This is a genomic window from Luteimonas lutimaris (assembly GCF_039537065.1).
GTDB classification, from domain to species: Bacteria; Pseudomonadota; Gammaproteobacteria; order Xanthomonadales; family Xanthomonadaceae; genus Luteimonas; species Luteimonas lutimaris.
This window is the reverse complement of the sequence record NZ_BAAAZU010000031.1, coordinates 230,298-246,227: the sequence shown is the minus strand read 5'-3', so window position 1 is coordinate 246,227 and position 15,930 is coordinate 230,298. Positions and strand designations below refer to the sequence as shown.

The 15,930-nt window shown below is 70.3% G+C and carries 15 protein-coding genes; 7 read left to right on the top strand and 8 right to left on the bottom strand.

Annotated elements, in window-relative coordinates; all coding sequences use genetic code 11:
- Window positions 1-37 precede the first annotated feature (37 nt).
- Genes ABD679_RS14865 through ABD679_RS14850 form a run of 4 tightly spaced genes read left to right on the top strand, consistent with a single transcriptional unit; the run spans window position 38 to window position 4,758 of the window.
- Window positions 38-1,423 carry a TolC family protein gene (locus tag ABD679_RS14865; protein ID WP_344760791.1) on the top strand — a complete coding sequence of 462 codons (1,386 nt, stop codon included), beginning with the start codon at window positions 38-40 and terminating at the stop codon, window positions 1,421-1,423.
- Window positions 1,416-2,435: an HlyD family secretion protein gene (locus tag ABD679_RS14860; RefSeq protein ID WP_344760790.1), complete on the top strand. Its 1,020-nt coding sequence runs from the start codon at window positions 1,416-1,418 to the stop codon at window positions 2,433-2,435. Before ABD679_RS14865 ends, ABD679_RS14860 begins: the two co-directional genes overlap by 8 nt.
- Window positions 2,420-3,598: an ABC transporter permease gene (locus tag ABD679_RS14855; RefSeq protein ID WP_344760789.1), complete on the top strand. Its 1,179-nt coding sequence runs from the start codon at window positions 2,420-2,422 to the stop codon at window positions 3,596-3,598. Before ABD679_RS14860 ends, ABD679_RS14855 begins: the two co-directional genes overlap by 16 nt.
- Window positions 3,595-4,758, top strand: a complete 1,164-nt coding sequence (locus ABD679_RS14850; RefSeq protein WP_344760788.1) for an ABC transporter permease — start codon at window positions 3,595-3,597, stop codon at window positions 4,756-4,758. The genes ABD679_RS14855 and ABD679_RS14850 overlap by 4 nt, the downstream gene beginning before the upstream one ends.
- On the opposite strand, the gene ABD679_RS14845 is transcribed toward ABD679_RS14850, so the two are convergent.
- From ABD679_RS14845 to ABD679_RS14810, 8 genes are all read right to left on the bottom strand, one after another.
- Window positions 4,733-5,668 (bottom strand): phosphatidate cytidylyltransferase, encoded by a 936-nt coding sequence (locus tag ABD679_RS14845; RefSeq protein ID WP_344760786.1) that lies wholly within the window; start codon window positions 5,666-5,668, stop codon window positions 4,733-4,735. The genes ABD679_RS14850 and ABD679_RS14845 overlap by 26 nt on opposite strands.
- Window positions 5,669-5,757: 89 nt before the next feature.
- Entirely contained in the window at window positions 5,758-6,363 is a 606-nt protein-coding gene (locus ABD679_RS14840; protein WP_344760784.1) for a lysophospholipid acyltransferase family protein, read from the bottom strand.
- On the bottom strand, window positions 6,360-7,004 hold the full coding sequence (locus tag ABD679_RS14835) for a CDP-alcohol phosphatidyltransferase family protein (protein ID WP_344760783.1): 645 nt from the start codon (window positions 7,002-7,004) through the stop codon (window positions 6,360-6,362). The genes ABD679_RS14840 and ABD679_RS14835 overlap by 4 nt, the downstream gene beginning before the upstream one ends.
- Before the next feature lie 206 nt (window positions 7,005-7,210).
- Entirely contained in the window at window positions 7,211-8,209 is a 999-nt protein-coding gene (gene dusB / locus ABD679_RS14830; RefSeq protein ID WP_344760782.1) for a tRNA dihydrouridine synthase DusB, read from the bottom strand.
- Between the two features lie 66 nt (window positions 8,210-8,275).
- Window positions 8,276-8,611 carry a YegP family protein gene (locus ABD679_RS14825; RefSeq protein ID WP_344760781.1) on the bottom strand — a complete coding sequence of 112 codons (336 nt, stop codon included), beginning with the start codon at window positions 8,609-8,611 and terminating at the stop codon, window positions 8,276-8,278.
- Window positions 8,612-8,670: 59 nt separating this feature from the next.
- The gene (locus tag ABD679_RS14820; RefSeq protein WP_344760780.1) at window positions 8,671-9,636 is read right to left on the bottom strand and encodes a ribokinase; all 966 of its coding nucleotides are present in this window, start codon (window positions 9,634-9,636) and stop codon (window positions 8,671-8,673) included.
- A gap of 19 nt (window positions 9,637-9,655) precedes the next feature.
- Window positions 9,656-10,936, bottom strand: a complete 1,281-nt coding sequence (locus ABD679_RS14815; protein WP_344760779.1) for a nucleoside permease — start codon at window positions 10,934-10,936, stop codon at window positions 9,656-9,658.
- Between the two features lie 106 nt (window positions 10,937-11,042).
- Window positions 11,043-12,179 (bottom strand): GGDEF domain-containing protein, encoded by a 1,137-nt coding sequence (locus ABD679_RS14810; RefSeq protein WP_344760777.1) that lies wholly within the window; start codon window positions 12,177-12,179, stop codon window positions 11,043-11,045.
- A 92-nt stretch (window positions 12,180-12,271) separates the two neighbouring features.
- On the opposite strand from ABD679_RS14810, the gene ABD679_RS14805 reads away from it, so the two are divergent.
- From ABD679_RS14805 to ABD679_RS14795, 3 genes are all read left to right on the top strand, one after another.
- Window positions 12,272-13,243, top strand: coding sequence for an aldo/keto reductase (locus ABD679_RS14805; protein WP_344760776.1), 972 nt, complete (start codon window positions 12,272-12,274; stop codon window positions 13,241-13,243).
- Between the two features lie 82 nt (window positions 13,244-13,325).
- Window positions 13,326-13,523, top strand: a complete 198-nt coding sequence (gene hemP, locus ABD679_RS14800; protein WP_344760775.1) for a hemin uptake protein HemP — start codon at window positions 13,326-13,328, stop codon at window positions 13,521-13,523.
- Window positions 13,524-13,638: 115 nt separating this feature from the next.
- Window positions 13,639-15,900 (top strand): TonB-dependent hemoglobin/transferrin/lactoferrin family receptor, encoded by a 2,262-nt coding sequence (locus ABD679_RS14795; RefSeq protein WP_344760774.1) that lies wholly within the window; start codon window positions 13,639-13,641, stop codon window positions 15,898-15,900.
- Window positions 15,901-15,930 lie beyond the last annotated feature (30 nt).

Here is a 15,930-nt window from a genome sequence, read left to right as displayed (position 1 = left end):
TCGCGTGAGGCCAAGCCGGTCGGCTACCGTCATCTGCATGTCGTGTTCGCTGGCTACCGCGCTGTTGCTGGCGGTCGGCAGCGCGACGGCGCAGACCGTGGACACGGTGCCGCCGGCGGCAGAACCGCCGGCGCTCAGCTTTGCCGAAGCGCAGGTACGCCTGCTGCAGGTGTCCGACGCGCTGGGCGCCGCCGATGCCGCGGTGCGCAATCGCCAGGACCTGCAGGACGCCACCGCGTGGCTGCGCCTGCCGGAGGTCACCGGCGAGATACGGCGGATGAATTTCCAGAAGTCGATCTACATCCCGCTCGGTCCGCTGGAGCCGATCGCCGCGCAGTACGGGATCGACGGCCCGCTGCACCTGAAGTACGAGGACTGGCGCACCCGGCCGACCGTGACCGCGGTGCTGCCGCTGTATACCGGCGGCATGATCCCGGCCGCGCAACAGGCCGCGGCTGCGGCCACGGAGCAGGCCAGCGCGCAACGCGAGGGCACGCGCCAGTCGCTGTCGGTGCAACTGGTGCAGGCCTATTTCGGCCAGCGCCTGGCTGAACAGGCGCTACGGGTGCGACGCGAGGTGCGCGACGGCCTCGAGCAGCACCTGCGCGACGCGACGACGCTGGAGCGCGAAGGCTTCGCCACCCGCGCCCAGCGCCTGCAGGCCACGGTGGCGCGCGACAAGGCCGAGCGTGAATACCGGAAGGCGGAGAACGACCTGGCCACGCTGGAAGCCGCGCTGTCCACGCTGCTGCGCAGTGGCGGAGCGGTCCAGCCGGTGACGCCACTGTTCGTGTCGAGCACGCCGCCCGGCGCGATCGAGGACTTCGAGCGCAGCGCGCTGTCCGGGCATCCGAAGATTCGCGAGCTGCGCGCGATGGTGGCCCAGGCCGAGCAGGGCGTGCGCGTGCAGCAGGCCAAGTTCAAGCCGCAGCTGTTCCTGTTCGGCCAGTACGATTTCAGGCGCCGCGACGAACTCATCTCGGACCCCGACTGGGCATTCGGGATCGGCCTGCGGTACACCTTCCTGTCGCCGAGCGCGCGCCCGCTGCAGGTCAGTGCCGCGCGCGCGCAGCGCGACCAGGCCGAGGCCGGCCTGCGCGAGGCCGAGAACCAGGTCTTGCTCGGCGTGCGCAAGGCCTGGAACGAACTCGACACCGCGCGCGGGCAATACCTGCTGCTCGACAGCAGTCTCGGCCTGGCGCGCGAGAACCTGCGCCTGCAGGACCTGGCGTTCCGCGAAGGCCAGGCGACGTCGCTGGACGTGATCGACGCCCGCCTGCAGCTCGGCGGCGCGCGCATCGAGCGCGCACAGGCCGCCTACCAGTACGACGTTGCGCTGGCTCAGCTGCTCGAAGTCAGCGGGCAGATGGACCGGTACGAGGAATTCCGCCGCCGGGCGGACAAGGGGGTCGACGATGAGTGATGCACTGCTTTCCGATCCGTCCCCGCCGCCGCCGCGGCGGCGCGCGCTGCTCTGGGGTGGCGGGCTCGCATTGCTGGTACTGGTCGCGGTTGGGCTGTGGCTTGCCTTCCGTACGCCGCCGGTGCAGCTGCAGGGCATGGCCGATGCCGATACCGCCAACGTCTCGGCCAAGATCAGCGCGCGGCTGGCGAAGCTTTCGGTGCGCGAGGGCGACCGCGTCAAGGCCGGGCAGGTGCTGTTCGAACTCGACAGCCCGGAAGTCGCGGCCAAGGCGCAGCAGGCACAGGCGGCGGTGGATGCGGCCCAGGCGGTCGCGGCCAAGGCGGACGAAGGCGCGCGCAGCGAGGACATCCGCGCGGCCGAGGCCAACTGGAAGCGCGCGGTGGCCGGCGCGGAACTGGCCAACTCGACCTACCGTCACGTCGACAATCTCTATCGCGAGGGCGTGGTCACGCGGCAGAAACGCGACGAGGCGCTGGCGCAGTCGCGCAGTTCCACCGAACTGGCCAAGGCCGCGCGCGCGCAGTACGACATGGCGCTGTCCGGCGCGCGCGCGCAGGACAGACAGGCCGCGCAAGCGCAGGTGCGCCAGGCCGAGGGCGCGCGGGCGGAAGTGGACGCGGCGCGCGAGGAAACCCGCGGCCGCGCGTCGATGGCCGGCGAGGTGGGCAAGCGCATGGCCGATGTCGGTGAGCTGGTGCCGGCCGGCTATCCGGTGCTGACGCTGGTGGACGTCGACCATCCGTGGGTCGCGGTCAACCTGCGCGAGTCGCAGCTGGAGGGGCTGCGCATCGGCAGCCGCCTGCAGGGCAGGGTGCCGGCGTTGGGCGACCGCGAGGCGCAGTTCGAGGTCTACTTCGTCAATCCCGCCGGCGACTACGCCACCTGGCGCGCGACCCGTGAATCGTCCGGCTACGACGTGCGCAGCTTCGAGGTGCGGCTGCGGCCGGTGGAGCGCCTGCCGGGCCTGCGCCCGGGCATGAGCGTGCTGTTCGCATGGCCGCAGGGCTGAGCGCGCCGCGCGAGGACGGCTTTGCCGCGTCATGGCGCGCCGAGTTGCGCCACCTGCGCCGCAACCGGTGGGACCTGGCGTTCATCACCGTGTTCCCGCTGGCGATGGTGCTGCTGATGGGCTGGCTGTTCAGCGCCGGCGGCATGCGCCAGCTGCCGGTGGCGGTGGTCGACCTCGACCACAGCGCCGACAGCCGGCTCTTGCTGCGCATGCTCGACGCCAGCCCCGGCATCGAGGTGGTGTCGCAGCCGGGCACGCTGGACGAGGCGTTCTCGCAGGTGCGCGCGCTGGACGTGTTCGCGGTGGCCTGGATACCGCGCGACTTCAGCCGCAGCGCGCGGCGTACCGAGGCGGCTACGGTGATCGCGTACTACAACGCCAGTTACCTGGCAGGCGGGCAGTCGGCGATGCGCGATATCGCCGATGCGGTGACCGCGTTCAACGCGCGCCTGCTCGGCGAGCACATCGGCCTGCAGTTGGGCCCGGCGAAGCTGCGCGCCGCGCCGATGGCAGTCGATGCGGCCATCCTCTTCAACCCGGCGCGCAGCTATGCGCTGTTCCTGCTGCCGCTGGCATTCGCGGCGGTGCTGTCGCTGGTCGCGGCGCTGGCGATGACCGCGGCGCTGGGGCGCGAAGTGCGCGACGGGACGCTGGCGCGCTGGCTCGGCGCGCGGCCGTGGGGCGCGATCGCCGGCAAGCTGCTGCCCTACGTGCTGCTGTTCTCGCTGCACGGCCTGCTGGCAACGCTGTGGGTGGGCTGGGCGCACGGCAGCGGCGTTGCCGGCAGCGTGCCGGCACTGGCACTCGGGCAGCTGCTGTTGCACCTGGCCGGGGCCGGGCTGGCACTGCTGTTCGTCGGGGTGACGCGCGACATGGGCACGGCGCTGTCGCTGGTCGGGTTGAGCATCGGGGCATCGCTGGCGTTTTCCAGCGCCACGTTCCCGGTGATCGGCGCACCGCTGTTCACCCGCGTGTGGAGCGCGCTGTTGCCGCTGACCGCCTACGTGAAGCTGCAGATGCAGCAGTTGCTGGTCGGCGCGCCGTGGCAGGTGTCGCTGGCGCCGATGGCCACGCTCGCCGGCATCGCGCTGCTGGCCGGCGGCATCGGCGGTTGGCGGCTGGCGGCGATGCGCAGCGGTGCATTGCGACGGGCCGGCGCATGAAAGACTTCGGTACCGCCTTCATGCAGGCACTGCGGGCGGTGGCCGGCGACCGCTACGCGCTGGTGACGATGGTGGGTGCGGTATTGCTGTATTCGGTGTTCTATCCGGCCGCCTATCGCCACCAGGTCGCCGGCCGCCTGCCGGTGGTGGTGGTCGACGAGGACCACAGCGCCACGAGCCGGGAAATGCTGCGACGCATGGCGGCGCTGCGCGAGGTGCAGGTAGTGGCGCAGCCGCGTGACCTGCGGCAGGCACGGCCGGCCATGGAGGATGGCCGGGCCGAGGTGATCGTGCTGCTGCCCGGTGGAATGGAACGCGACATCCTGCGTGGCGGACAGGGGCGGCTGGTGCTGCTCGGCGATGGCGCCTACCTCGGCCGCGCGAGCACCGCGATGGGTGGCCTGGCCGAGGCGATTACCGCCTCCGCGCGGGAAGCGGCGGTGACCCAGGCCGGCTTCATGGGTGCGCCGGCCGCGCCGCCGGTGCGGCTGGTGCAGCGGCCGCTGTACAACACGCGCGAGGGCTACGGCAGCAGTATCGTCCCGGGCGTGGCCGAACTGGTCGTCCACCAGACCCTGCTGATCGGTATCGGCGTACTGCTGGGCAAGCGCCGGCGCGAACTCGGCCGGCGGCTGCATTTCCGGCGGCCGGCACTGCTCGGCATGCTCGCCGCGTTCGGCCTGATCGGCGTGGCCGCGCTGCTGTACTACGCCGGCTTCACGGCATGGGCGCAGGACTATCCGCGCGGCGGCAACTTCGCCGGCCTGCTGCTGGCCGGGCCACTGTTCATCGCGGCCACGGTGCTGTTCGGGATGTTCGTCGGCAGCTTCTTCGATACCCGCGAGCGCGCGTTCCAGTACGTCACCGCCGGTTCGATCCCGCTGTTCTTCCTGGCCAACATCAGCTGGCCCGCGGCCGTGTCGCCGCCGGCCCTGGTGACCGCCGCAAAGCTGCTGCCGATCGTGCCGGGCATGAACGCCATGGTGCAGCTGAACCAGATGGGCGCGCGCGTGCGCGAGGTTGCGCCGGAGCTGTGCAACCTCGCGCTGCTGGTGCTGCTGTACGGCGGCCTGGTGCTGTGGCGGTTCCGGCCGATGCCGGCGGCCCGCCAGGACGCGCCGCACCGACGCGCAGTCAGCCCGAGAAGAAATACCGGGTGACGTGGAAGAAGATCGGCGCGGCGAAGGTCACCGAATCCATCCGGTCCATCATCCCGCCGTGGCCTTCGATCATGTGGCCCCAGTCCTTGGCACCGAGGCTGCGCTTGACCGCCGACAGCGCCAGCCCGCCGAGCGCGCCGCAGATGACGATCAGCGCCGACATCAGCGCCGACTGCAGCGGCGTGAACGGGGTGATCCACCACAGTGCGGTGCCGATGCCGGTTGCCGCCAGCCCGCCGCCGATCAGGCCTTCGACCGTCTTCGATGGGCTCACCGTCGGCGCCAGCTTGTGGCGCCCGAACAGCTTGCCGAACACGTACTGCATCACGTCGCTGATCTGCACCACCAGCATCAGGTACAGCAGCAGCAGCGGGCCCTGGCCCTCGTAGCCGCGCAGGTCGAGGATCAGCAGCGCCGGCGCGTGGCTGATGCAGTAGATCGCGATCATCACGCCCCACTGGATCTTGGTGGTGCGCTCGAGGAACTGTTCGGTATCGCCGCCGAACACCGCCAGCGCCGGCAGCGCCAGGAAGGCGTACACCGGCAGGAAGATCGAGAACAGTCCGTACCAGTCGACGCCGATCAGCCAGTACTGCACCGGGATCAGCACGTAGAACGCCACCACCAGCGGCAGGTGGTCGCCCGGTCGCGTCGGGGTCAGCGTGATGAACTCGCGCAGGGCGAAAAACGAGATGAAGGCGAACACCACCAGGTTCGCCACCGGCCCCAGCCAGAAGCAGACCGCGAGCACCGCGACCATGCCCCACCACGCGCGCACGCGGGCGTTGAGGTTGGCGACCACCTCGGTGCGGCCCTTGCGCGCCTGCAGCACCCAGCCGATGAGCGATGCCAGCGCGAGCAGGGTGACGATGCCGCCGAAGACCCAGAGGAGTTTTTGTTGTGTCGGCATTTTGGGAGTACCAGGATTTCAGGATGGACAGTTGGACGACGAAAGGGACCGGCACGACACTGGAAGTCGCGGCGGCACGTCGGACAACGTCACGCCAGCGCCACCACCGCCTCGCGGGCGCGCTCGAGGAAGGCGTCGCGCGGTTCGCCGTCGATGCGCGGCAGCGCCGGGCCGAAGCGCACCGTGCAGTACAGCGGCAGCGGGATGTGCGCGCCCTTGGGCATGCTGCGGTGGAGGGTGTCGAGGTAGGCCGGCACGAGGTGCAGGTCCGGGAAGGCTTCGGCAAGGCGGAACAGGCCGCCGCGGAAGCGTTGCGGCAGACGCTCGGCGGTGCGCGTGCCCTCGGGGAAGAGGATCAGCGAGTCGCCGGTCTGCAGCGCGTCGATCACCGGTTCCAGCGGGTCGCCGTCGCGTTCCTCGCGGCGGCGCTCGATCAGCACCGCGCGCAGCACCCTGCCGGCGACGTAGCCGCGCAGGCCGGGCTTGTCCCAGTAGTCGCGCGCGGCCACCGGGCGGGTGCGCGCGCGCTGCGCGGGGTCCAGCGCCGACCAGATCGCCATCGTGTCCAGGTGGCTGCTGTGGTTGGCGAAGTACAGGCACTGCCCGTCCGGCGGCGGTCCCTGCCACTGTGCGCGCGCGCCGACCAGCAGGCGGGTGGTGCCGACCAGCGCCGCCGCGGCGGCCTGCTCGATCATGCCGCCTCCCGCAGGCGGTTGGCGATCGCGCGCAGGCGCGTCCAGCAGGTCAGCGCCGAGCCGGCGGCGACCAGGACCACCGCTGCGCGCAGCGCGTAGCCGGTGCCTGCGAACCAGGCCTCCAGCGGTGCTGCCACGCAGGCGGCAACCATCAGCCACATCCGGTGCGGCTTCGCCATCGGCCCGCGAAAGTCCTGCGAGTCGAGCACCGTGCCGCCGAGGGTGCGGACGTAGGCCGTCAGCGCCGCGAGCAGCGCGGCCAGCCAGCCGCACCAGGGCAGGCCGGCGGCATAACCCAGCGCGATCAGGAACAGGCTGTCGGCCAGGCGGTCGGGGACTTCGTTGTAGAGCACGCCGGTCGGCGTCTTGCGGCCGTGTTCGACCGCGACCAGGCCGTCGAACAGGTTGCACAGCAGCCGCAGCACGATGGCGACCGCGCACAGCCACGGCCCCCATGGCCAATCCAGTCGCAGCAGCGCCCACGCACCGAGCGCGGCAAAGCCGATGCTGAGCACCGAGATCGCGTTGGGCGACACGCCGCTGCGTGCGAGCAGGGTGCTGAAGCGCTGCACCAGCGCATTACCGCGCGCGGCGATCGGGCGGCGGTTGCCGGATTCGGACGCGGTTGACGCTTCATCCACCATGGTGGCGCTCCCTGCGAGATGGCGAGTGGTTGGCCGGAACCTCGTGGCTGCGGATCCCGGAAGCCGTCATTCCCGTAAAAGCGGGAACCCGGCGACCTGGAGTCCCGGAGAACCCCCGCTTTCGCGGGAGTGACGGCGTTGGAGTCGCAGTTGGTTCCGCTGACCTAGATAACCATGCGGGCGCTGGCGGTCAAGCCGCGCGCTCAGGCCGCGGCTGCGAATCCCGTGTCCACGCCCGCGATCAGCGCGTCGAAGTAGTCGCGCGTGAGCGCCAGCTGCATGTCCGCGGATTCGGCGCGGTTGACCACGGCGCGGAATGGAATGTTTTCGGGGCGGTCCTTCGCATACCAGCCCAGGTGCTTGCGCGCGATGCGCACGCCCTGCGGTTCGCCGTAGAAATCATGCAGGTCATGGAGGTGGCCGAGCAGGATGTCGCGGACCTCCGCCAGCGACGGCGGCGGCAGTTCCCCGCCCGTGGCCAGGTGGTGGGCGATCTCGCGGAAAATCCACGGCCGGCCCTGCGCCGCGCGGCCGACCATCACCGCATCCGCGCCGGTGTGGCGCAGCACGAACGCCGCGCGCCGGGGCGAGTCGATATCGCCGTTGGCAATGACAGGAATCGACAGCCGCGACTTGATCTCGGCGATGGTGTCGTACTCCGCTGTGCCGGTGTACTGCTGGTCGCGGGTGCGGCCGTGCACGGCGAGTGCGGCGATGCCGCAGTCCTCGGCGATCCGGGCAATGGCCGGCGCATTGCGGTGGGTGGCATCCCAGCCGGTGCGGATCTTCAGCGTCACCGGCACGTCGACCGCCTGCACCACGGCTTCGCAGATGCGGGCAACCAGGTCCTCGTCGCGCATCAGGGCCGAGCCCGCCCAGGCGTTGCAGACCTTCTTCGCCGGGCAGCCCATGTTGATGTCGATGACCTGTGCGCCGTGGTCGACGTTGTAGCGCGCTGCTTCGGCCATCACCCCCGGCACCGTGCCGGCGATCTGTACACCGACCGGGTCCGGCTCGCCGGCGTGGTCCATGCGCCGCAGCGATTTTTCCGTGTGCCAGAAGCGCGGGTCGCTGGTGGTCATTTCCGACATCGCCAGGCCCGCGCCCAGCCGCTTGCACAGCAGCCGGAACGGCTTGTCGGTGACCCCCGCCATCGGCGCGAGGATCACCCGGGGTTCGATGCGGTGGGGGCCGATCTGCATGGCGGGGATTCTACCCGCGGCAAGGCGCGCGCCCGGGCGGCGCCGGGCGCGCGCGGGGAGGCCGGTTCAGGCGGTCTGGTCGTCGACCGCGGCGTCGGGCGCGTTGGTCTTCACCGAGGCGATGCCGTTGTCGCGCCCGCCCTCGTCGGCGTACATCTGGCTGCTGCCGATGGTCTGGCCGTTGGTCGCGGTGAGGTTGAAGAAGAACTTGCCGTTGCTGGCGGTCTTGCGCTCGAAGCGGGCGTCGTCCTGGCTGTTCCTGCGCACCGACTCGATGCCGTTGCTGCACGAGGCCTTGGCCGAATAGCCCTCGCTGGTCAGGATTACCTGGCCGTTGCCGGCCTTGAGGTTGAACTGGAACTCGCCGTTGCTGCGCTTGCTGATCTCGAACTTGCCCGCCATGCCCGATCCTCCTTCGTTGATGGGAATCCGATTCTCCAAGGCGACAAGTTAGGGAGTCGTTATGCGCCGAAGCGTTCGAGGACCTCGTCGCGCCGCGGCATGGACGCGGCCGCGCCCTCGCGCTCGGTTGAAAGCGCGGCAAAGCGCGAGGCGAACCGCAGGTGCGCGGCGAACGCCACGCCCGACCCGCCGGCGAGCGCGGCGACCAGCGCGCCGTTGAAGGCGTCGCCCGCGCCGGTGGTGTCGACGGCGCGGACCTGTTCGGCGCCGAGGCGGTAGAACGGCCGCTCGTCGCCGCGCAGTGCGTCGCCTGCGTGCGACACGAAGCAGCCGCTGGCGCCCAGGGTCACGACCACGGTGCCGGCCGGCAGCAGCTCGCGGCACAGTGCGTGCAGGCGCGACTGGTCGAGCGCGGTCACCGCGTCGCCGTCGATGCGTTCGCCGACGTGGCGCGTGACCAGTCCGGCGAACTCGGTTTCGTTGGGGGTGAGGATGTCGGCCAGCGCCAGCAGTTCGCGGGTGGTCGGCGCGTTGGCGGGGGCCGGGTTGAGCAGCGTGGTCGCCTCGCCTGCGCGCGCGGCCTGCAGCGCCGCGGTGATGGCGGCGGGCGGGGATTCGAGCTGGGCCAGCACGACGCCGGCCGCGTCGAACGCATCGCGCTGCGCGGCCACGTGCGCGGGCGACAGCACGCCGTTGGCACCGGCGCCGATGACGATGCTGTTGCGGCCCTCGCCGTCGACGTAGATGCCGGCGGTGCCGGTCGGCTCGTCGCTGCGCTGCGCGCGCAGGTCGATTCCGTCGGCGTCGGCCAGCCGGCGCGCAAGCTCGCCGCCGGGGTCGTCGCCGAGCGCGCAGACGAAAGTCGTGGCCGCGCCGGCGCGTGCGCTGGCGGTGGCCTGGTTGAAGCCCTTGCCGCCCGGGCCGGTGGCGTAGCGCCCGCCGAGCGTCTCGCCCGGGCGGGGCAGGGTGGCGGTGGTCCAGACGTGGTCGACGTTGAACGACCCGACGACGACGACCCGGCTCATGCGTCCGCCCCGGCCACGGTCACGGCGCCAGTTCGCCTTCGGGGCGCTGCTGCGCCCGGCGGATCGCGTCCGGGTCGTGCTTGTGCTTGAACAGCGGCACGAACACGATCGCCATCGCCAGCGCGTACAGGGCGAAGGTCACCCAGATGCCGTGCCAGTCCTTGCTGCCGTCGGCCGCGGTGAAGAAGTGCTCGATCAGGAAGCCCGAACCCAGGCTGCCGAACACCGCGCCGATGCCGTTGGTCATCACCATGAACAGCCCCTGCGCGCTGGCGCGGATGCGCGAGTCGCTCTGCTGTTCGACGAACAGCGAGCCGGAAATGTTGAAGAAGTCGAACGCCATGCCGTAGACGATGCACGACAGCACGATCATCCACAGCCGGTCGCCGGGGTCGCCGTAGGCGAACAGGCCGAAGCGCAGGAACCAGGCCAGCATGCTCATCGTCATCACCGCCTTGATCCCGAAGCGGCGCAGGAAGAACGGGATGGTGAGGATGAACAGCGTTTCGGAGATCTGCGAGATCGACATGATGATCGCCGGGTACTTCACCGCGATCGAATCCTGGAACGCTGGCACGCCGGCGAAGTCGTGCAGGAAGGTGTCGCCGTAGGCGTTGGTCAGCTGCAGCGCCGCGCCCAGCAGCATGGCGAACACGAAGAACACCGCCATGTTGCGGTCCTTGAACAGGCGGAACGAGGTCAGCCCGAGTACGTCGACCAGCGCGCGGCTTTCGCTGCGGCCCATGCGCGGCGGCGCCGGCGGCAGGGTGAAGGCGTACAGGCCCAGCAGCAGCGACGCAGCCGATGCGATGTAGAACTGGCCGGCCGAGGTTTCCATGTGCAGCAGGCTGGTGGTCCACAGCGCGGCGATGAAGCCGACCGTGCCCCATACACGGATCGGTGGGTAGTCGCGCACCACGTCGCGGCCGTCCTTCTTCAGCGCGTTGTAGGCCACCGTGATCGCCAGCGCGATCGTCGGCATGTAGAAGATCATGTTGACCAGCATTACCCAGAACATGGTGTGCGGGTCGTCGACCCGGGGTACGAGGAACAGCATCACCGCGCCGCAGATGTGCAGCAGGCCGTAGAGCTTTTCGGCGTTGATCCACTTGTCGGCGACCACGCCCATCAGCGCCGGCATGAACAGCGAGGCGATGCCCATGGTCGAGAAGATCGCGCCGAACGCGGTGCCCGACCAGCCCTTGTTCTGGAACCAGTAGGCGCCGATGGTCAGCAGCCACGCCCCCCAGACGAAGAACTGGAGGAAGTTCATCACGATCAGACGCAGCTTCAGGCTCACCCGGCGTTCTCCCCTCGGACATCGATCGCAACGGGTGGCGACCGTCAGCGGGGCAGGTTACGGGCAAACCGCGGGCGAGTGAAGCACGGCCGTGGCCGCGCCGCGTTCAGGTGTCGCGCGCCACCACCCGGTTGCGGCCGTCGCGCTTGGCCAGCTGCAGGCGCCGGTCGGCGCTGCCGAGCAGGGCGGACACGTCGACGCCGTCCTGCGGGAACGAAGCCAGCCCGCCGCTGAAGGTGATCACCTGCGGGTCGCGGCCGGACCCGGGCAGGAACGGCCGGTCGCCCATCGAGCGGCGCAGCCGGTCCAGCCGTTCCCAGGTGCTGCCGATCGGGCAGTGCAGCAGGACCACGAACTCCTGCCCGCCGATCCGCACCAGGCGCTCCTTCTCCTGCAGGATCTCGTTGACCGCGGCCACGAAGTGGCGGATCGCGCGATCGCCGGCGCGGTGCCCGACCTCGTCGTTGATGCGCTTGAAGCGGTCCAGGTCGAGCAGGGCCAGGGTCAGCGAGCCGCCGTCGTTGCGGATCGTCTCGAACATGCGCGGCATGCCCTGCAGCAACCAGGCGCGGTTGGGCAGGCCGGTCAGGCTGTCGTTGCCCGACATCTCCACCAGCCGCTGCATGCGGTAGACGATGGCCGAGGTGAGCAGGCCCATCATCAGGATCAGGATCAGGCGCTCGGCCTGGGTACCGGGCGCGGCGATCCCGTAGTCGATCGAGAGCAGCGTCCGGCCGGGCGTGGCGAGCGCGAACACCGTCGCCACCAGCAGTGCGTACTGCACCAGCGCCAGCGCGGTGACGTACAGCGTGAGGCGGCCGTCGTTGCGCAGCGCGGTCATGGCGATGGCGATCAGGTAGAAGCACCAGACCACGATGCTGTTGATGCCCGCCACCGGATCGCCCAGTGCCAGCAGCACCAGCACCAGCGTGGTCAGGGTGATGTCGTAGGTGCCGGTGGCGTAGGGCAGCCAGCCGTAGCGCAGCTGCCGGCGCGCCAGCGCGAGCCAGATCTGCGCCATCAGGTTGACGAACACGGCCAGGGCGAGGCCGATCACGACCTCGCTCGTCTTCGCCCCGCCCACGGCCGCGACCAGCGGCATGGCCAGGATCAGCAGCGACAGCAGGGCGCGCAGGCGTGCGACCAGCAGTTCGCCGCCGGCGCCGAGGGACAGCATGATCTCGTCGGGCCGCGCGAGCAGTCGCGCAGCCAAATCCCTGAGCCGTTGCATCGATCCGAGCATGGAGGTTCCCCCTGTGCGGAGGATAGCGCGCGCCCGCACTAGACTGTGGCTTTCCCCGCAGCGCCGCACGCATCCCGCGGCAGGAGATTCCCATGCAATACCGCCGTCTCGGCTCCTCCGGCTTGCAACTGTCCGCGCTGTCGTTCGGCGCCTGGGCCACGTTCGGTGGCGCGGTCGCGCGCGGCGAGGCGCGCAACCTGGTGGCCGCGGCTTGGGACCACGGGATCAACTTCTTCGACAACGCCGAGACCTACGCCAACGGCGCGGCCGAGCAGGTGATGGGCGACGTGATCGCCGACCTGCGCCTGCCGCGCGACGGCTTCGCGGTGTCGAGCAAGGTGTATTTCGGCGCGGTCGACGAGCCGCGCCCGATGCAGCGCGGGCTGTCGCGCAAGCACGTACGCGACGCCTGCCATGCCGCGCTCGCGCGCCTGCGCGTCGACTATCTCGACCTGTATTACTGCCACCGCCCGGACCCCGATACGCCGGTGGCGGAGACCGTGGCCGCCATGGACACGCTGGTCCGCCAGGGCAAGGTGCTGTACTGGGGCACCTCGGAATGGCCGGCCGAACGCATCCGCGAGGCGCACGAGGTCGCGCGCGCCGGCGGCTTCCAGGCGCCGACGATGGAGCAGCCGCAGTACAACCTGCTGCACCGAGAGCGGGTCGAGGTCGAGTACGCGCCGCTGTACGACGAGTTCGGCATGGGCACGACAACCTGGTCGCCGCTGGCCTCGGGCCTTCTGACCGGCAAGTACAACGACGGCGTGCCGGCCGGTTCGCGTCTGGCCAGCGAGGACTACGCCTGGCTGCAGCGCGACGTGCTCGGCGACGCCGCCTCGCGCCGGCTCGAGCGCGCGCGCGCGTTCACCGCGCTGGCCGCGGAGCTGGGCACCGGGCCGGCGCCGCTGGCGATCGCCTGGTGCCTGCGCAACCCGCGCGTGTCGAGCGTGATCCTCGGCGCCAGCCGGGTGGCGCAGCTGGAGCAGAACCTGCGCGCGCTGGAGGTGCTGGAACAGGTCGACGAGGCCGGGTGGGCGCGGGTCGAGGCGACCATGGTCTGATCCCGGGGCGTCCGGGGCATTGGTTCTTGACAGGCAAATGAGAATCATTAACATCAATGTCTCCTATCGAGGGAGCCGATCGATGTTTGCCGTCCACCCGCACGCGCACAGCACGTCCCAGTCCGTCCCGCACCACGCGGACGAGCGTTCCAGCACCGACACCGTCGAAATCGACAGCATCCGCCTGCTCAAGGGCCAGCGCGAACTGCTGATCCGCCACGGCAGCGAGTGCTATCGGTTGCGCCACACGCGCAACGACAAGCTCATCCTCACCAAATAAAAGCATTCCTCGCCGGCCCCCGTGGCCGGCGACACCCATCTCTCCAGGCCCGCCCGCCACCGGCCAGACGCCGGACGCCAGCCCGCCGAACGTTTTCCTTTCGACGAGTCCGTCCATGCGTCCCAACCTGTTGTCACTCGCGCTGTGCCTGGCGCTGCCCGGCATGGCCCTTGCCCATGGCCAGTCCGCGGCCCCGCAGTCCGTCCCGGCGACCGCCGCCGCCTCCGCGTTCGCCGAGGCCACCGAATTCGACCGCGTCGTGGTGACCGCCACGCGCACCGAGCGGGCGATCTCCGATGTCCCCAATACCGTCGACGTGATCGACCGCGAGCGCATGGACGAAATCCTGGCGCGCGACCTCAAGGATCTGTTCCGCTACGAGCCGGGCATCACCGTGACCTCCGGCTTTGGCCGCTTCGGCATCGGTGGCATCCGCATCCGCGGCCTGGACGCCAACCGCGTCCGCATCCAGACCGATGGCATCCCGGTGTCGGACGCCTTCATGATCGGCAGCTTCTCCGACGCCAACCGCAACTTCGTCGACCTCGACACCCTCAAGCGCGTCGAGGTCGTGCGCGGACCGACCAGTTCGCTTTACGGCTCCGATGCCCTCGGTGGCACGGTGTCGTTCGTGACCAAGGATCCTTCGGATTACCTGGAGGCGGGCAGGGATGCCTATTTCGGCCTGCGCTTCGGCTACGAGAGCGGCTGGGACGGCCTGCATGCCGGCGCCACCGCCGCATTCGGCGGCGAGCGCTGGTCGGGCATGGTGGTGGCCAACCACCGCCAGGGACAGGAGCCGGAGAACCAGGGCACGGTGGGCGGCGAGGGCAGCGCCCGCACCCGTCCCAATCCGCAGGATCGCGACGGCCGCAGCCTGCTGGCCAAGCTGGTGTTCGCGCCCAGCGTCGACCAGCGCTTCCGGCTGACCGTGGAAGGCAACGAGGACGCCGCCGACACCGACGTGCTGACCTCCCGCGGCCTGCAGGGCCTGACCGGCGCGGACAACCTGCTGGTCACCGCCGACGACCACCAAACCCGCGCACGGGTGTCGTTCGCCCACGAGATGGATGCGATTGGCGCCGGCTTCGCCGACAGCCTGGACTGGCAGGTGTACCGGCAGGACAGCGAGACCACGCAGGACACGGTCGAGGTGCGCCGCACCGCCGGCGGCGTCAACGAGCGCCGCGAGCGCGAGTTCAACTTCGACCAGCGCCTGGTCGGTCTGCAGCTGAACCTGCGCAAGGAGTTCCAGACCGGCAGCGTGAACCATGCGCTGGCCTACGGTCTCGACGTCTCGCGCACCGAAACCCGGCAGAAGCGCGATGGCAGGGTGCACAACCTCGATACCGGCACGGTCACCAACGCAATGCTGCCGGACGTGTTCCCGGTGCGCGACTTCCCGGTCAGCAAGACCACCAATGCCGCGCTGTACCTGCAGGACGAGATCAGCTTTGCCGACGACGCCTTCCGCCTGGTACCGGCGGTGCGCGTGGACCGCTACCAGCTGCGCCCGGAGCTGGACCCGATCTTCGCCGAGGACAATCCGGGCGTGGCGGTCGCGGAGCTGGACAAGACCAGCGTGTCGCCCAAGCTCGGCGCGGTCTGGCACTTCGCGCAGGACTGGTCGCTGTTCGGCGGCTACGCGCGCGGCTTCCGCTCGCCGCCCTACGGCGACGTCAACATCGGTTTCACCAACGTGATGTTCGGCTACACCGCCGTGGCCAACCCGGACCTGAAGCCGGAAACCAGCGACGGCGTGGAACTGGGCGTGCGCTACGTCGGCGATGCGGTCTATGCCAGCCTGTCTGCCTACGAGAACCGCTACCACGACTTCATCGAATCGTTCGCCTTCGTGGGCTTCAACGACGCAGGGCTGATGGTGTATCAGTCGCGCAACGTGTCCGACGCGCGCATCCGCGGCGTCGAGCTCCGCGGCGGGATCGACTTCGGTGCACTGTCGCCGTCGATGGACGGCTGGTCGCTGCGCGCGGCGGCAGCCTGGGCGCGCGGCGACAACCGCACCGACGACGAGCCGCTGGCCTCGATCGACCCGCTCACCGCCACCCTCGGCCTGGCCTACCGCACCGATGCCTGGGGCGCGGAGCTGGCCGGCCGCTTCGCCGGCCGCCACGACCGCCTGCCGGCGCTCGAGGACGATTCGTACTTCGAAACACCCGGACATGGCGTGCTCGACCTGCTCGCGCACTGGACGTTCGCGCCGGGCGCGGAGTTGAATGCCGGCATCTTCAACCTGACCGACCGCCGCTACTTCGACCTCGGCAGCATGGAGCTGGTCAGCCAGGACAGCACCACGCTCGACCGCTACACCGCCGCCGGGCGCAACCTGTCGCTGAGCGTGGCGTTCTCGTGGTGAGCCGCCGTTGGCCGCCGCGCCGGCGACCAC

Coding starts and splice junctions, on each gene's coding strand:
- ABD679_RS14865 (WP_344760791.1), top strand. CDS start 38: ATGTCGTGTTCGCTGGCTACCGCGCTGTTGCTGGCGGTCGGCAGCGCG.
- ABD679_RS14860 (WP_344760790.1), top strand. CDS start 1,416: ATGAGTGATGCACTGCTTTCCGATCCGTCCCCGCCGCCGCCGCGGCGG.
- ABD679_RS14855 (WP_344760789.1), top strand. CDS start 2,420: ATGGCCGCAGGGCTGAGCGCGCCGCGCGAGGACGGCTTTGCCGCGTCA.
- ABD679_RS14850 (WP_344760788.1), top strand. CDS start 3,595: ATGAAAGACTTCGGTACCGCCTTCATGCAGGCACTGCGGGCGGTGGCC.
- ABD679_RS14845 (WP_344760786.1), bottom strand. CDS start 5,668: ATGCCGACACAACAAAAACTCCTCTGGGTCTTCGGCGGCATCGTCACC.
- ABD679_RS14840 (WP_344760784.1), bottom strand. CDS start 6,363: ATGATCGAGCAGGCCGCCGCGGCGGCGCTGGTCGGCACCACCCGCCTG.
- dusB (WP_344760782.1), bottom strand. CDS start 8,209: ATGCAGATCGGCCCCCACCGCATCGAACCCCGGGTGATCCTCGCGCCG.
- ABD679_RS14825 (WP_344760781.1), bottom strand. CDS start 8,611: ATGGCGGGCAAGTTCGAGATCAGCAAGCGCAGCAACGGCGAGTTCCAG.
- ABD679_RS14820 (WP_344760780.1), bottom strand. CDS start 9,636: ATGAGCCGGGTCGTCGTCGTCGGGTCGTTCAACGTCGACCACGTCTGG.
- ABD679_RS14810 (WP_344760777.1), bottom strand. CDS start 12,179: ATGCTCGGATCGATGCAACGGCTCAGGGATTTGGCTGCGCGACTGCTC.
- ABD679_RS14805 (WP_344760776.1), top strand. CDS start 12,272: ATGCAATACCGCCGTCTCGGCTCCTCCGGCTTGCAACTGTCCGCGCTG.
- hemP (WP_344760775.1), top strand. CDS start 13,326: ATGTTTGCCGTCCACCCGCACGCGCACAGCACGTCCCAGTCCGTCCCG.
- ABD679_RS14795 (WP_344760774.1), top strand. CDS start 13,639: ATGCGTCCCAACCTGTTGTCACTCGCGCTGTGCCTGGCGCTGCCCGGC.